General features: G+C 53.4%; 10 protein-coding genes. 1 reads left to right on the top strand and 9 read right to left on the bottom strand.

Features of this window, described 5'->3' with window-relative positions:
- Positions 1–53: 53 nt before the first annotated feature.
- The 8 genes from cas2e to BUA28_RS04995 are packed head-to-tail and all read right to left on the bottom strand — an operon-like array spanning position 54 to position 8,345.
- On the bottom strand, positions 54–353 hold the full coding sequence (gene cas2e / locus BUA28_RS05030) for a type I-E CRISPR-associated endoribonuclease Cas2e (RefSeq protein ID WP_072767013.1): 300 nt from the start codon (positions 351–353) through the stop codon (positions 54–56).
- Positions 331–1,230, bottom strand: coding sequence for a type I-E CRISPR-associated endonuclease Cas1e (cas1e, locus tag BUA28_RS05025; RefSeq protein WP_072767012.1), 900 nt, complete (start codon positions 1,228–1,230; stop codon positions 331–333). The genes cas2e and cas1e overlap by 23 nt, the downstream gene beginning before the upstream one ends.
- On the bottom strand, positions 1,220–1,951 hold the full coding sequence (gene cas5e, locus BUA28_RS05020) for a type I-E CRISPR-associated protein Cas5/CasD (protein ID WP_072767011.1): 732 nt from the start codon (positions 1,949–1,951) through the stop codon (positions 1,220–1,222). The genes cas1e and cas5e overlap by 11 nt, the downstream gene beginning before the upstream one ends.
- Positions 1,944–3,008: a type I-E CRISPR-associated protein Cas7/Cse4/CasC gene (cas7e, locus tag BUA28_RS05015; protein ID WP_072767010.1), complete on the bottom strand. Its 1,065-nt coding sequence runs from the start codon at positions 3,006–3,008 to the stop codon at positions 1,944–1,946. Before cas7e ends, cas5e begins: the two co-directional genes overlap by 8 nt.
- A 49-nt stretch (positions 3,009–3,057) precedes the next feature.
- Positions 3,058–3,699: a type I-E CRISPR-associated protein Cas6/Cse3/CasE gene (gene cas6e / locus BUA28_RS05010; RefSeq protein ID WP_072767009.1), complete on the bottom strand. Its 642-nt coding sequence runs from the start codon at positions 3,697–3,699 to the stop codon at positions 3,058–3,060.
- Complete coding sequence (casB, locus tag BUA28_RS05005) at positions 3,692–4,246, bottom strand: type I-E CRISPR-associated protein Cse2/CasB (protein ID WP_072767008.1); 555 nt, start codon at positions 4,244–4,246, stop codon at positions 3,692–3,694. The genes cas6e and casB overlap by 8 nt, the downstream gene beginning before the upstream one ends.
- Positions 4,243–5,745 carry a type I-E CRISPR-associated protein Cse1/CasA gene (gene casA, locus BUA28_RS05000; RefSeq protein ID WP_072767007.1) on the bottom strand — a complete coding sequence of 501 codons (1,503 nt, stop codon included), beginning with the start codon at positions 5,743–5,745 and terminating at the stop codon, positions 4,243–4,245. Before casA ends, casB begins: the two co-directional genes overlap by 4 nt.
- Positions 5,742–8,345, bottom strand: a complete 2,604-nt coding sequence (locus BUA28_RS04995) for a CRISPR-associated helicase/endonuclease Cas3 (protein ID WP_072767006.1) — start codon at positions 8,343–8,345, stop codon at positions 5,742–5,744. The genes casA and BUA28_RS04995 overlap by 4 nt, the downstream gene beginning before the upstream one ends.
- A gap of 651 nt (positions 8,346–8,996) precedes the next feature.
- On the opposite strand from BUA28_RS04995, the gene BUA28_RS15805 reads away from it, so the two are divergent.
- Positions 8,997–9,143 (top strand): hypothetical protein, encoded by a 147-nt coding sequence (locus BUA28_RS15805; protein WP_178297899.1) that lies wholly within the window; start codon positions 8,997–8,999, stop codon positions 9,141–9,143.
- On the opposite strand, the gene BUA28_RS04990 is transcribed toward BUA28_RS15805, so the two are convergent.
- Positions 9,120–15,803, bottom strand: coding sequence for an LPD38 domain-containing protein (locus BUA28_RS04990; protein WP_072767005.1), 6,684 nt, complete (start codon positions 15,801–15,803; stop codon positions 9,120–9,122). The two genes, BUA28_RS15805 and BUA28_RS04990, sit on opposite strands and share 24 nt — an antisense overlap.
- Between the last annotated feature and the right edge of the window lies 1 nt (position 15,804).

Here is a 15,804-nt window from a genome sequence, read left to right as displayed (position 1 = left end):
ACTTGTGTTTTGTATCGAGCCTCCTAAAACAGCTCTTATGCAAACTTAATAATTTAGCTCGCTGGCCCGGAGAGTATTTGTTTCTCGATCACCAATTGCAAACCGGAGATCTCGATGAGATCGCGCTTGGTATCACCGATGCCACGAATTTCATAGCCCGGGGTTTCCGGAATACGGCGAAAAACCATTAAGCCGCTTTCACGAGGGCAATGGTCGTACAAATAGTCCACAACTTTTCTGGCAACGGCGTCTTTGACGCCGGAAACGAATACATTGGGGCGTGGTTCAATAAACCAGAGTTTCATCCGCCCACGCACGGCGGGCGGTAAATCATTGGCGATCACTACGAGCATTTTTCACTCCTAACATAGTCTCGATGTCGTGGCCTATTTTGCTCAACAAATCTGTTTCAATGACACGCTGGCGAAAAGCGGCGGATACCGTGTGCTTGTTGTATCGTCCAGCCATCTCGAGCGTGAGTGAAAAAGCCAAATCGATACAAAGATGCTCCTTATATAAATCGGCCAGGTCATAAACAAATGGCAAGGGACTGCCGGAATGAATAAAGCCGATATGTGGTGAGTAGCCCATGCTATGCACGGCTGAGCTTAATATTCCGTAAAGTGCGGCATTGCTGGCAGTGAGCACCTGGTTGGTAATGTCGCCCATTTCGAATTTACCTGGGGTAAAGCTGCGCCCTTTCCAGCCCACGCCGTACTTCTGCCCGTTTTGCTCATATAACGCGCGCACGCGATAGCCTTCCATTCCCATCATTTCCTGCAGGGATTTTCCGGTCAAATCCGCCTCTGAAAAACGCCGGGCGAACATGCGTCGCGCGACTTCCACCGATTTTTTCGGGTCGGCGGAAAGTTTGAGTTGCGTGCGCATATTGCGTGTATCGGCGGCCGGGGCTTGTCCGCTGGCATAAAAGAGGAGGCTGTCCTCTCCTACCCAGCACACGCCACAATTGGATTGCGCGATAACTTTTACCGCTTCGTGGGTAATGCTGGTGCCGGGACCCAATAATAGACAGTTGAGTGTGGCGATCGGCAAACGTACGACATTGGCTTCGCAGTCTATCCATTTGACACTGGAGTCATCGATTTCCAGTCGCCCCCGCTCCAGATAGATAAATGGATATTTGTCTTTGACCTGCGGCAGGCTTTCGCGGGTTACCTTGATGAGGAGGCGATTGGATGATGACTTCGATGGCGTGCTTTCATCCGGCATTAATCACGCTCACTTGGCGGTCGCCGTAGCGTTTGTCGTCACCGAACTGCAAGGGAACATCATTGATGGTGAAAACCTCATCCGCGTCACCTTCATCGGATGCGCCGTGCAGTACCCGAAAATCCTCGATACGGTTTTTTTGCCAGGCAATGGAGTGCGCCTTTTCCAGGGCTGCGGCTTCGCTGTCGAAGGTTCCGCGATAAATGAAGTCGGTCGGGACGCAGCTCTTGCGTCCGAGATAAATATCCCAAGCGGGATTTTGCAGGGCTTGTGCAATGGTTTCGGCTTTATCAACGGGCACTTCCAACACCACTGCAAAGCCGGCGTCCTGTAAATAGTATCGGTAGGTCATTTTGGTGCCACCGCCCACCGCCTTCTTGCCTTCTCTGGTTTTGGGGATAAGCAAATTGGCCCATGGGTTCTGGTCGTCATAATCACTTCCGACCATGTGGAAATCCCGTAACAAGGGTTCCCGGTCTTGTTTGGTAACCCCACCCACTGCCTGTTTACAGCGTGCAAAAGAAACCACGGTTTGACCGAGCGCGGCAAACTCGGCCAAAAGCGCTTTTTGTTCGCCGCCCGCACCGAGCGCGGCGCATACCAGGCCCAGCAGTCCCGACTTGGTCGGGAAAGCCAGGGTATCGCGCCGCCCGAATTTTGAGTCGAAACCCCAGGACTGCAACGGCGCTTCCAGCCACAACAATAAATAAGGGTTATGCATTTGCTTCTTCCCTGGCAACGCTCCCTGCAGAATGCTGTTTGAGCGCGGCAATCAAATCATCGATATTGAAGCTGTCATTTTGCCCGTAGGTATACTCCGCCTGCTTGCCGAATAGACTGCCGTGCAGTTTTTCCTGTTTGGCCAAATAACTCGTCATGGCATCAATGCTTGGTTGGAGAAAGCCGCCATCTTTGGCTTTGATCGCCGTTTCGAATGGTACTTGCAGGCGCTGGCCCCTGCGCACCAGCACCTTGGCGAATTCCCAGGGCGATGCACCCGATTGGGTGGTTTGCCGCGCGGCAGGCACGGCAACAAACAGGGCCTTGGTAAAGCTTTCGACCGCGCCGGGGAGATCTTGCCCTGCCAAGGTTTGCCAAAGCTGGCCCAGATCCAGGCTCACATAACGGTAGTAGGTAGCAGAGTTGAATTCCAGGCTGCCCATGTGCGCCGAACCCGGTTCAGTAGCGAGATCGTCCAAGGCAGTGAAAAATTCAACTTCATTGCTGGCTTTATGCGTGGAAATCGCATGGGAAAACGATGTGGCGGCCTCGACATTCAGGTCAGCCGCTTGCGCAACCATGCGACCGAAAAGTGCAATATCAATGCCATCAATAGCTGGATTCAACGCCTTTTTAGCGATCTTATGCACATCCTTATCCTTGAGTTTTTTGGCATCGAAACCCTGTTCCTGCGCATACTCGGCGAAAGCCCTGGCTTCAGTCATGGTAAAAAACAGCAAAGTGTCTTTGCTCAAATAGGAGGCGATTATTTCACCGCAACCATTTGCCTGCTCCTCCGACGCGCCTGAATCAGTGCAGGCCTGCGCCACGATGTCGGCAACATGCTTGGTGCGAATCCCCAGTTTCGCGCCAAATTCGTGCATTGCCATGCGCACCGGCCGCTTCCACGCCTGCGAGCTGACGCGGGCGCGTTGCACGCCGCCGATCATGGCCGTTTTGGGTGCGCCCACGTCGTCGCGGTTGAGGCAGGTAACGGGAAAGGATTGCAGGATGTGAAATTCGATGCGCATATTTTTGAGCGGGTTATTGATGGTCATTTTGATATTGCCTTTTAAGTGAACGAATTGAATCGATATGAATTAGAAATTAAATGGCTGCAGCCAAGGGAACGATCTGCAAGAGCCCGAAGCCGAACGCGCGCCCTCGTCCTATGCCCTGGGTGAAACTCCGGGTAAAACGATCTTTGTCGATGACCGTGAGTTCGCCCTTGAGTGTGGCGCTGCTATGGGTAACCGCCCTGCCGGATTTCTCAAAAGTTTGCACGCTAATTTGCCCGGTTTGCAGGTTTTGGGGATTGACCCCAAATCCCCAGGATTGCGGCGCATGCGCCTTGAACCACTGCTCTATGCCCTCGCGCCCTCGAACGGGCACGACCTTGCCCGTTTGCTTGTCGCGCCTGCCGGGGTTGAGCGTGACTTCGAAGGCATAACGTTCATGCTTCAGGAAATCCGAATGAACGATTCGAGTATGGACTTCACCAAACTGCGGGGTCTGGTGCGGTTTGCGATTGGACAGCATCAGGATTTGCCGCATATTGAAATCGCCGCCCTTGTCCGCATAAACGATGCCGCTGCGAGTGCTGGCTTGCTTCTCGTTCTCCGAACGAATATCTTCAAACAATCCATACACGACCTTGTGTAAGGCATAAGCATCCTTGATGCCAAGGATGTTCATGTCGGCGCGACTTAAGCGCAGCACACTCGCATAAGCCACCGCGTCTTCACTCATCCTTGCCTCCGTCTGCCGGCTTGCCGTAAAAATCCTGCGCCCAGCGCGCTTTGATGCGTGTCTGGCTATCAGCATGGTCGAACCAGAGCAAATCATTCAGAAGGCTGGCATAGTCAGGAGCGGTATTGCTTCTTGATTCAATCAGGCTGAGCAATGGACGCAGGATGCGGCAGGCCTCCGGGACCGAATCGCAGGCCAATAGACGGCGCAGCCTGGCTTTGGCCTGATCGCTGGCGTTGCCGTCCTCATAGCAGCGCGCAATGGCCTGGCCGATTTTGACGGTGCCGTTTTGCTCGATTTTTGACCGGGCAACAGCGGCGGCAATGGTTGCATGGGGCAAGCGCTGGTTTTCGTATTCCAGATTTATACGAAAATCTGCCATCACTTCCCAGCTCTGGTATTCAGTAGCGGGATTGTCGGCCCGCTTGAGTGCGGCACGCAAACCGTTGTCGGCCTCGCATCGACTAATAATGTAATCCACGAACGCCAGACTTTTATTGCGAGGCGGAACCGTTTTTTGCAAGGGGCCTTGGGTATCGATACTCATGCTGCTTCCTTGGTCGGGTTTTTAAGATATTTGCTTAAATTGGGGCGGTTTTTCGCCCAGGCGTCGAGCTGACGGGCAGAATCACCAGGGCAATGGGTATCGTAGGCCTTGTGGACGAACCGTGCGAAAACAGGACGCATGGCACGGGCTTGATCCACATCGCCGCAAGCATTCACCAAATCCTGAAACTGCCGCTCGCACAGTTGCCAGAAGAGATTGCCGGCTTGCGCACTCTGCCCTTTGGCTTCCATATTCTGGCTTTTAAAATAATTCAGCGTTGCGCCATAAACAGTTTTGGAGAGTCCATTCAGCTCGTCCATTTCCAGTTGCAGATTGGTGAACCACAGCTCGCCCAAGACAATGCTTTCAAGCTCAATCACCGATTCCACAAAATCATCTGTGCCCGAAACATATTGCTCACCCGCGTTGCTACTAACGCGCAAGCCTCCCGACCAGACACCAAGTGTTTGCATATGGGGAATGGCGCGCTTCATGCTCAAACGGAGCTGGTAACAGTCAAAGCTCCTGTTATTGGTTTGAGAAAAAAAGCTTAGCAATGCGGTCAGTAACCGCCAAGGGCGCTTTTCTGGATCAGCCCAGATCGCTTTTGGGTCTTTAGTGGAAAAATCGACCGATACGCTCGGGTCAATAACCCCGTCCTTGTGGCCTGGATGAGAAATGCCTTCAGAGTAATGCAAGCCGCTTTCCATCAATAAACAAAAACGGGAAAGCGGGACAAGTCTCCCCATGAGACTGGATTTCATTACATTGGCGATCGGGCAATTTTCACCTTCCGGCATCTGCTCCCAGGGCGCCCTACCCACTCCTTGCGGATAAATATCAAGATTGGAAATTTGCTGCCGGGTAAATAAATTGATCCATAATGTTTCCAGCAGGGATTTTCCTTGCAAAAAATTATGCAGAAACCCCAGGAAGCCAATCGATGCGCTGGGCTTGCCCGTGGAAGGCTTGCCTTTGTCATTAAATTTACCTTGATAACCAGGCGAGAGAACGATTGAATTATCGGTTTTCTTGCCGCCCAGGCCGAATCCCATCAGTTGCACAATCAGCAAGGACTTGTCTGCATCAGTCAGACGTTTTTCTATCTGGGATTGGATAAGTACGGTTGCATTGCCGGTAGAAACCTCGGCCAGTACCGCGCCAAAAGTCTGCACGGCGGCAGCTTTGATCCTTGGCATCTGCAAAAATGGCTTTTCACCGTAAAGATAAAACCGGTCATGCCATTTGTCGAGATATGCCAGACACCTCTTCGCCATCCCTGTCGGTTGGATATCCGCCCAATCGTCATCGTTTTCAGGCGTACAGGCAGCCTGGGCAATAGCCAGCAGAAGTTTGGTCAAGGTGATCTTCTGCACCGGGTTGCCGCCCAATGCGCGGTATTCCGGATGGCTGAACAACTGCCTCAGGCTGACTCGTCCCGAGTCCACAACGGGAATCCACGGCTCATCAATGAGATTGAACCGACTTACAGATGTCATATTTTTGCTCCTTCCTTTTTTATGGTTTGATAGCCGATCAATGAGTCATAGTGGATACGGTAGCTGCTGTTCGCCAAACTGTTGTCGAGCGATTTGACCGCTCCGCTTTCATCAACCAGTGCCACGCGCAGCATGACGCTTTCTTCATATTCGGGCCTCCCCAGGTAAAAATAATCGCCGAGCCAGTTGATCCGTGTTTTATTAACGACGTCCGGAGCGAGATAATCAGCGACTTTCAATGTGTTTTGCATCAGCATTGCGCTGATCTCGTGCCATTGCTTGCGCTTGAGGGAACGTCCATTATGCGGGACCCATAGCCTCTCGTTATCCAGCAAGGTAACCCATGTCCCTTTCGTTAGCGGGTCGTGCTGATAGGTGCGAATCAGGAGCACTTCAGTGGATTCCAAGTCGCTGTGGCGCGTTTGGGCTTTTTCTTCCGGCTGCGTGGTGCCGCCTTTCGATAGCCCATGCAACGCCAGGCGTTCAAGCCGGGCTCGCATGACCTCCACCTGGTGCAGGTGCCGGGCCATATGCTCGCCCTCCTCTTGCGCGGCATAGGTCGCTTCGATCAGCTCGCGAATCTGGCTTGGCAAACGAACTTGATTAATGCCCTGCCAGACTGCCAGGCTGCGGCAAAGCACATATGGTGCGTAAATCTTCGACGTCGCGCCAAATGCCAGTTCGGGGGATATGATTGCCTCTGCCAGATCGGGCGAGAGTATCCAAGCCTCGCACTGGGCGCCGTATGGGCGCCGGGTTTCCATGTGTCGCCATAAACGCCCCAGCCTTTGCAGAAGCATGTCGGTAGGGGCGATACGGGTAACCAGGAAATCGACGTCGATATCCAGAGATTGTTCGAGCACTTGCGTGCCGACGAGAATGCGCCCCTGCCGTGTGCGGGCCTCGGCACCGCCTTTGCCAAAACAGTTAACCCATGCATCTTCATTGGCGGCCCGATCGGTTTTGGTAAAGCGCGAATGCAACAGGCCGCACTTCACCTCCATTCCACTGGTGCGTGCGGCGAGCTTCCGGTAGAGATCCTGCGCCTCCTTTACGGTGTTTTCTATCCACAGTACTTGCTGGCCTTCTTCAGCCCGACGCAAAACCTCATCAATAGCGTCGGTTTCGAAGCGATGAGCAATGGTTACTGAAATATCGGGAATTCGTTCCACGGATATTTCTGTGAAACCACCATCCTTAGGCTGTGCGGTAATCAAAGGGTAAGGACTCAGAGGGCAAGCATTACCCTGTGGCGCGATGCCCAGCAATTTGGCCCTGCGCTCCTGCGTCAGCGTGGCGCTCAGGATAATGACGGTGCATCCCAGTTGGCGCAGCGCTCTAACGAGCGCATCCAGAATCGTGCCGGTAAAGCTGTCGTATGAATGCACTTCATCCAGTATCACCACTTTGCCTGCCAAGCCGAAGGTGCGGACAAAGCCGTGTTTGACATTCATCACCGCCATGAGGGCCTGGTCAACCGTACCCACGGCAAATGGCGCCAGAATGCCACGCTTTCCTTGCGCAAACCAAGCGCCGCCGGGGTTACCCTCCTCGCCCATTTCGAACTGCTTCAGCCATGCGTTGCCGTGGACCAGCAAGGCCTGCTTATGAGGCGAGTCGTCCTCCAGAATTTGGCCCAGGAATGCATTGACCCGCTCATGGATTTTGTCCGAAGTAAGTTGGGTAGGCAGCGCGAAATAAATGCCCGTGGCCAGTTTTTTTTGCAGTAATTGATAAGCCGCATACAGGGCAGCCTCGGTTTTTCCCAATCCCATCGGGGCTTCGAGCACATACACGCCAGGCTGATCCGCCGCCTCGATCAGCCTGATTTGAGCGGCTTTAGGTGCAAAGCCGAATACTTCGAGGAAACTTGAACCGGATTTCAGCTGTGGCTGCATAAATCCGGCGGAATCCAATGCTTGTTCGATTTTGAGCCGCCAATCGCCGTCGGGGTCTTCAAATAGCGAGCCTGATCCGATCCAGTCGGAGACCGTGGTGAGCCCGGCGAGCACGCGCGCCTGCAACGCATCCTTCACGATAGGAAAATTGGTATTCAGTGTCTGTTTGAGTTGCGCCAGCAATTCGATGCGTTGCGCTTGCCAGGACTCGCCGCCAAATACTTCGCTGACAGCTTGGTAAGCAGCTAAATTTGGCGAAAATCCATGATGCTGGCCCAGGATTTCCGGAATATATTTTCCAACGTTCCGAGCTTCCGCTGTCGCTTGGCTGACGCCGCCGTGCCCTCCCCAGCATTTCTCGGCCTCAGCGTTATGCGCCTTCACCGATGAAAGCACGGCATCATCTTTTCGAGAAAGCGCGGAATAAATTTTCTTCTGAAAAGTCGGGCTGACCTTTCCGATATCATGGGCAGCAGCGATCAATTCAGCGCCATCTGGAAACAATTCCGCCCGCAACCAATTCGGCATTCGCATCATCATCGCCCGCGCCACTTCACCCACGATGTTGCAATGGCTCAGCACCAGCCTTCCGGGTAATATGGCGCCTTCATCCGTTTTTCGTGACTTTGCCAGGCAACGGTTTAAAGGCAAAGGTAAGGAATCAGATGATTCAGATGATTTTTGAATACGGGGCCCACGCATTTATTCGTCCTGCAGGAGACAAACGGTCGGGCTGAACGCGAATGGGAAACCCGGTCGTTTTGCCCATCTTGACACCAGGTCACATCTCCAAAGCATGAATGGATCCCTTGAATAGAATTCAATAGCATTGAAATACGCCTCCCATTTTCAGCGAGAGGGACCATCCAGCCAGTCTGCCACGCTTTTGCGAAGCCTCATCTTACGTACTTCGAAGATAATGACTATTGGACTTTGGTACACCTGCCGAGCTAAGGGGGATAGAGATAATGCTGACTTGCAAGCTGAACGGCGGAGCAGGAGCTGCTATTGCTATCGAGGTGGGAACAAGGTAAGCGACAAAGTGAAGCAAACCTAGGCAATACAATGATTTTTGGGTGTGATAAAATCAAACGCGTTTTCAGTTGAAGGCTTTCCTTTTGTATCGTCATATAGCGGGAACGCAGGGGGAAAGTTCAATCAAACTTTGTCTGGAAATAATGAATAAAATCTATTGCCCGGATGGTGAAATTGGTAGACACAAGGGACTTAAAATCCCTCGTAGAACGAGTATCCATGCGGGTTTCAGCGATTACTGCCCAGAAAATGCACCGACTTCCTTATTTTCTCTGTTAAAAACCCTCGAATTTCGAGGGAATTAGAACGCCTTCTCAGATGGCCCTGCTCATCCTCTTCTTCATCGCATTCCTCGCCCTGGTAGCGATAGCCCCGCACCAGTTCATGCAGATACTGTTGGCGCTGACATGGTTCGGCATGGGGCTATCGGTCATCTATACGCTACTGGCGGGCCTCTTGTCGTAACTCCTTTACTCGAACGTTAAAGCCCGTCATGAGCTTCGTAATGCGTTCCTCAACGGCTTTCACTTGTTCATTGGGCGCGTCTTTCTCAATCAGTTCCGATTTCATCTTTCGCTGCTTGGATACCAGTCGCTCGATCAGATTGGCGCGCACAACAAGCCGATGCTCCGGATTCTCGGCTTTAAACTCATCGATCGGCAAACGATCCTTCCGCCTTCCTTTAAGTTCAGCTTCTAGTTCATTGATTCGTTTAAGGTTGGAGTAGAAGGCGTTGCCTTGGCTAGATGAGTTTTCACTGTTCCCATAGAAGCGCCCGACCAGCGGGATCTTGTGCGGCGGCAAATCCTCACCGGTCAGCACAGCCGCAACCGATTGCTGCGCCTTCCCTGATTCGCGCCCTACTCCACCGGTTACCTGCCCAGCAAGATAATCAATTTGATCTGCAGTTGGACTGAATACACCCGGTACATACTTATTTCCGCCGGAGATAGTATTGATCGCTTCCGCTATCCATTTTGCCGGATCGCTGGCGGTATTTTTGTTTCGAGAAAATCCGGGTGTCGGGGATAGCTTGTTGAAATCCTCCTTGGCTATCGGCTTCCCGGTCCAATCCTTGTTTTCGGATAGTGCGACAAGCGAATCGATCGCGGTAGGCGCGATGGTCTGAATAGAGAATCCCGCGCTACCGATTGGATTGAACGCTTCAGCGAATACCGCGGCGAGTCGCATAGTATGGTCTGCCGGCTTCTTGAAACCGCCCATGGCAAACTCGGTACTAATGCGCCCTATGTTCGGGATAGCGTGAAAGCCGAGCGGCATTGGAATGGTTACATACTTCTTGTCACCTATCGGAATGATCAGGCTGCGCTCGCGCACGAACTCAGGCGGCTCGTCATCATCGAATCCAGCGGCAGCGAGTGCAAGCGCTTGAACCGCGCCGAGCGTGATCCCACCAGCGATGATTTGCTTCCCGGCCTTATTGAAGCGGAATGTTTTAATATCCCCTTTTTCCATGGTCGTCATGGTCTCGCCGATGCGCGCGGTTCCTTGCATGGCAGCATTGAAGAATGCATACAAGGCCCCGGCTTGCTGGCCAGAAGAGCCTTTCCGATTGAAATTAACTGAAATATTTTTTGCAATGCTCGCCGCCCGCGCCTTGCTCAAGCCTTTATCGATCGCTACCTTATAAACCGACAGCCGCATTGCCCCTTCCAGCGTTTGGTTGTAATCAGATAGCCAGTCGAACAACCACCCTGCCCGCTTCTGAGCGATGGCCAGCGGAACTTTCAGGGCCCCGCCGGCGGTAAATATCTTTCCCAAACCGCTATTCATCCAGGCAGTCGGATCCAGTTCGCGCTTGATTGCATTTGCCCGATCCTCGCTGGTTTTGAACAGGTCGCGGTAACCGGTCATGCCGCCTTCTTTCTGCATCTCATCCCATAGGGCGGCCATGGTAGACGTTGACTGATTGCCTTTGCGTTCGCCCCGGGAGGATGCATAAATAGCGCGAATGGCCGGGAGGATATTGCCGAGCACCGCAGCCTTGTGTCCGGCGATAGGCGTAGACGAAAGATTGAGCAAAGAAGCCTGCAAGTCGCGCGTCAGGTTAACGATACCAAAGACCGGATTGTACTGAGTGTTGATCGCGGCAAAGTAGCGCGTGACCTTGGCAGATACGCCCATCAGCCCCTCGAGCTGCGAAGCATCCAGATTCTTGATTGCCTGGGCCATGCGCATAGCTCGTTCGTCGTTCTCGTTGAAGATCACGGCTCGCTCAGTTACCCGCCCCTTGCTATCGACAATCTTGGATACCACTACATTCGCTCGTTCTTTATATCGAGGGTCGGCGCGCTCAACCACCTGCCCGGTCTTTTCGTCGTAATGACGCTGGGGAACGTTTTCTGTGGTCCAGAATTCATCATTCGGATTCAGTTTCGCCAACCCGTAGAGCGAAACGGCAACCCTGTTCTTTTCCCCGCGCACAATCGCCCTCTCACGCTGCAAAGCGATGTTGGCCAGAATATCAACCACGGCACGTTTCGAACCGGTCCGATGCTTTGCCTCTTTCCCTTTAATGGAAAAGCCCTGCCCGATACCCATGCCGCCATCTTTATCCTCGCGCATGAGCGGCACATAAAACTTGAACATCTGCGCCCAGCTATCGGCCTCTGCCTGGCTGATGAGCCCATAGGAAACGTACAGGTCGCGGGTCTGGGAAATGATGTCATCGACCTTCTTCGCGGTCTGCTCGAGCTTACGTTTCTTATCGGCTGGCAGATTGGCAAAGTAATCCCTGGCCTCCTGATTCGTCATGCCCGAGCCGCCGTCGGGCATATTGGGGTCACGTTGAGCGATAAGCGCGTTAGCCTCTTGCGCGTGCCGAGCGTGCAGGTACTTATCCAGTTCATCGATCGACAGGCCGCGCAGCTTCAGCCCGGCGATGAGCGGCTTGAGTTCGCTGTTTACGAAATCCTTGGTGCGCTTCGCCGATCTTCCATGGAATAGCTCTTCTTGCAAATAGGCGTCAAACTTCTCGGCGAGTTGCTGTCCAGACTCACGCACGGACTCCATAACGCGCTTCATGTCGATATGTTTATTCTGGAGTGAGTAGATTAGGTTATCGAGCTTTGAGGGCTCTGGCGCGTCCCATGATGCGTTGCCGCCGGGCTGGGGTGGCATGCGGCTGAACATCGTGCCATCCGACGCATCCCTATAAACCTCCGCCTGTTTCTCATCGAACAGCGATACCTCGTTCTCCGCCATGCCCACAACTTCCGCCCCGGCCACCAATTGCTCTACCATGGCATCAGTAAATGTAATGTCGAACTTTTCCGAGATCCACTGCTGAATGAAGCGCACGAGCTTCTTCCATCCGTTGAGCGCCCTCACCCTGTCAATGGACATATCGGCGAGAACTTCCTCGACAGCCGTTTCCTTGGACATGCCAGCATGTGCTTTCATCATCCTATCGGCGGCATCGCGCACGCGCTTATTCGTGGCGTATATTTGCCGCATGATCGGATCAACGTCCGCACCGAACATCTTTCTCAGGCCCCGGTGACGCGCCTCATGCATGGTAACCATAGCCACTTCAAACGCATCATTTAGCTGATCGGCAACCAGCCAGATTTCATCCGTTGTCGGGAGATAAACCCCGCGCACGCCTCCTGCTTTCTGAGACTTGATCTGTTCCTTTATTTTCTGAGGGAGATCATTCTGAGTAGCGGCAATATTGATCTTCTTGAACCCGGCTTGTTGCAAGGGCTCAATGAATTTCTTGACGTCAGAAACAGAAAGGCCACCTTGTTTGGCGGCCTGTTTGGATTTAGCGGATGCTGCTTTTAGTCGATTACGGGTTTCTGCTATTTGAGCTGCATCGCGGCTGAACTTCGGAGATTCGCTTTTCCTCGCGCTCTTTTCCTTATACGCCTGCAGGCGAGATTTGAATGACCTTGTATCTACGCGACTGAAAGAGACCTTTCCTCCCAAGGGGTCGGCCTTGAAGACACGCCAGATAGATTTACGTAGTCTTCCCAGTTCGGCTCTTTGCCCACTTTGAGAGATTCCTCCATTCCCAGATACATCCTGTCCACTTGCCCCGTGTTCGCTGCCCAACGGTGGACGCCCTCCGGCAAAGGACCAAAGGCTTCGTGATATTTCCCCAGTAACTGGGTTAATTGAGAACCGGAATATTTCATTGAATGCTCCATAAGCTGTTGGCAAATAGCGCTGCATCCTTGCAGGCTCACCGAAATATAGTACAGCAAGCCGCGCAAAAAGTTCAGCTTTTTTAACCGAGTCGGACAAACTGTTGTCGCCAAGAGGGTAAGATAGAAATTCCGTATAAGCGCTTTTATCGTCGTAATGGCTAATGACCTCCTGAGCTATATCGCCAGTCTTTAAATCCAGTCGTTTACTGGATGCGCTCAGCGTCCGGTCGCCCGACAAGACATCAACGGCATGGAATAGCTCTTCTGCCAGATACTGGGCGCCCTCAGACCTTGGGTATTTCCAGTCCCTCGAAACCTCCAGCGTACGACTTTCTGGCACAAATCGAGCCGGGTTGCCAGCCCTGAGTTTCACATAAGCAATTTGCAGCCCAAGGCGCAGCCCGGTTATTTCTTCTGCATCGGCCAGCGCTTGCTTTGCAGTCCCAATCTCATGCCCGAGTGCGGCGAAGCGTTCAAATGACGAACTGGCGGCCTGAGTCTCAAGCGCCTTCGGCTTCACCGCCTCCGCAATCTTCCGCAAAATCTTAGCTGATTCCATATCAGCCTTCTCGAACGCCTTGGCGTGCAGGCGGAAATATCTATGCTCGACAGTTGATGCCTCCCGCTTACCTTCCATTACTTCTTTGGCGCGCTCAATTGCTTTGGACAAGTCTTTCCCGCCCTGTTTTGCAGGGGCGCGGCGTTTGATTAACGATTCCAGATGGGCGCGAATAGGATGTGATTCTTGCGCATTTATTTCGCTAGAAGAATCTGCACTTCCCGGTTCTGGATGAATCACTGGATGACGCTCAACCACAATATCTTTATCGAACGAGGGAAACGTTCTATGCGTACGCGGTGCCTCAGTGTTTACCCAATTTCCGGCGGCATCCTTTTTTACTGTTTGGACAGTAACAGACCAGTTATTGTCGCTCTGATTGAACGATAAGACCCGCTCATGATTTCTCCAATAACTATTTCTGATGATATTGCCGGGCCGGAAATGATCTTCCAGGTTTGCTCTAATTTCCTTCTTCTTAGGCTTTAGAGCCTTCTTTGCAGGCTGTACAGCTCCGGCTTCCTCTGATACGCTTTCATTCCCTGCGGGAGATTGCGCCTCACGTGATTTATCTTCGATAGAAGGTTGTTGCGTGGGGCGGGTTTCCCTTGCAGGACCGATGGCTTGCGTTACGGGGATTCCCGTATCGGTCGTAACTGATTGATTTTTATTCGATGTCGGAATCACGACATCGGCCTGGGTTTTAATTCCATCGAATTCTCGGGAATTAGCCGCCCGCTCAGCCATCGCCTCACCAACCGGCCTGACCTCAACGGATCCATGCTCCCCCGCCACGCCAGCCGCAGCCTGCTCCACTTCCGGCCTTCCATCGGTAGCCACGTCCTGGATCACGGTGCCGTTCGCGTCCCGCGCAGTGACAACCTGATCCGTTCCCGGCTTCTCATCGATGCCATAGCCCAGCGCCTCGCCCATGCGGTTATCGAGGGCGGCTTGTAGCGTAGCGTCATCGCGATACAGAAGAGTGCCCCGGCCCGGTATCTCGGCGGCTTGAACGCCTTCAGGCAGGGAATGCGGCATAGGTTCGCCGGGTGTCAGCAACACGCCAGGCTTACGGCCTTCTGCGAGGGCATCCATTTGCGCGTTGAGCGTTTCGATGCGCTCGGGAGTGGGGGCATCAACCATATTAATGGCGTCGTTAACATGGCTTGGCTCATCAAACACGCCATCCTGAATCGCATCAGAAGCCGCCTGCCGCGTTTCCCGTATTTCGTCTGCCTTATCCCGTCCGGTAGAAATGATGCGGTCTACGGCTTCGCTGGCTGATTCTGGGGCATCCGCAACGGAAGGATCAACGCCTTCAGTCGCGCGACGATTCAATTCAGTTTGAGCCGCAGCCTTCGCGCGTTCGCCGCCACGGTTCGAGGTGTATTTTAGGACGCCATCGGAGACTTCGGTTACTGGTTTGCCGAGGATTGTTTTAACGTGCTCAGCATTTTCCTGTCGGCGAAATACCGCGCCCGTTCCACCGCCAAGAACCCCGCCGCCAATAGCACCCATGGCGCCACCGAACAGCGTTTCATCTATATTCTCTGGCGTAGTCGGGTTTTCGAATGAGGCAAGTTGCTCAACGGGATTCTGAACAAGCTCTTCAGCGCCTTCGATTGCGGCACCCTTCACTATCCCTTTGCCGATCGATCCCTTCAGCGTGGTAGCCGCAAACTTCTCAGCCAGCTTCGCCCTGCCCTCTTTCGTCATCGCAGCAAGTGCCCAATTCTGCGGACCAAAGCGGGATTCGATAGCGCCTACGGTTGCAGCGCCCAGCGCAGCAACGGCCTTGGATTTAGCTGAATCCTGATTGTCTGGATCAGCCAGAATCTGCTTGTCACGGATTCCACCAAAGGAAGGCAGAGCGGCAATAGCGGCAGGTCCAAGCCATGACACAACCTGTCCGGCAGCGGCAACCAGTGGCGCAGCGGGACCGGCCAATGGAGATAATGCGGTGATGCCCTGCCCTACTGCCCTTGCCCCGACAATACCGGCCATCGATGAGGCGGCATTGCCTGTTGCTTCAGCCACGGCGGTACCGGGCTTGTCGGCAATATCCTCAAGGCTATTTACTGCCGTGGGATTGGCGTCGATGATTCCCTGCCCAGCGCGCTTGAGAGCGTTATCTTGGCCGACTCCGGGGATGAAGTCGGCCGCGGCTTGGCCAGCGCCTTTGATGCCAGCGCCGGCTGCACGCTTGGCAGAGGCGATAAAACCGCCTTGTTCATTGGGTATGGCCGGTTTCTCGGGTTCAGCAGGCGCTCCATACTTGGACGAAAAAAAACCGCCCAGGTCGGCGGTTTCATCTTCGGTTCTGATAGCGGAATTTCCAGCGCCACCGTACTTTTTAGCAAACAGATTGCTGAACTCGTCTAAACCTTCTGGCATA

The organism is Nitrosospira sp. Nsp11 (assembly GCF_900142705.1).
GTDB lineage: Bacteria > Pseudomonadota > Gammaproteobacteria > Burkholderiales > Nitrosomonadaceae > Nitrosospira.
This window is presented reverse-complemented; position numbering and strand designations above follow the sequence as displayed.

Coding starts and splice junctions, on each gene's coding strand:
- casB (WP_072767008.1), bottom strand. CDS start 4,246: ATGAGTATCGATACCCAAGGCCCCTTGCAAAAAACGGTTCCGCCTCGC.
- BUA28_RS15805 (WP_178297899.1), top strand. CDS start 8,997: ATGGCCCTGCTCATCCTCTTCTTCATCGCATTCCTCGCCCTGGTAGCG.
- BUA28_RS04995 (WP_072767006.1), bottom strand. CDS start 8,345: ATGCGTGGGCCCCGTATTCAAAAATCATCTGAATCATCTGATTCCTTA.
- BUA28_RS04990 (WP_072767005.1), bottom strand. CDS start 15,803: ATGCCAGAAGGTTTAGACGAGTTCAGCAATCTGTTTGCTAAAAAGTAC.
- cas7e (WP_072767010.1), bottom strand. CDS start 3,008: ATGACCATCAATAACCCGCTCAAAAATATGCGCATCGAATTTCACATC.
- casA (WP_072767007.1), bottom strand. CDS start 5,745: ATGACATCTGTAAGTCGGTTCAATCTCATTGATGAGCCGTGGATTCCC.
- cas1e (WP_072767012.1), bottom strand. CDS start 1,230: ATGCCGGATGAAAGCACGCCATCGAAGTCATCATCCAATCGCCTCCTC.
- cas5e (WP_072767011.1), bottom strand. CDS start 1,951: ATGCATAACCCTTATTTATTGTTGTGGCTGGAAGCGCCGTTGCAGTCC.
- cas6e (WP_072767009.1), bottom strand. CDS start 3,699: ATGAGTGAAGACGCGGTGGCTTATGCGAGTGTGCTGCGCTTAAGTCGC.
- cas2e (WP_072767013.1), bottom strand. CDS start 353: ATGCTCGTAGTGATCGCCAATGATTTACCGCCCGCCGTGCGTGGGCGG.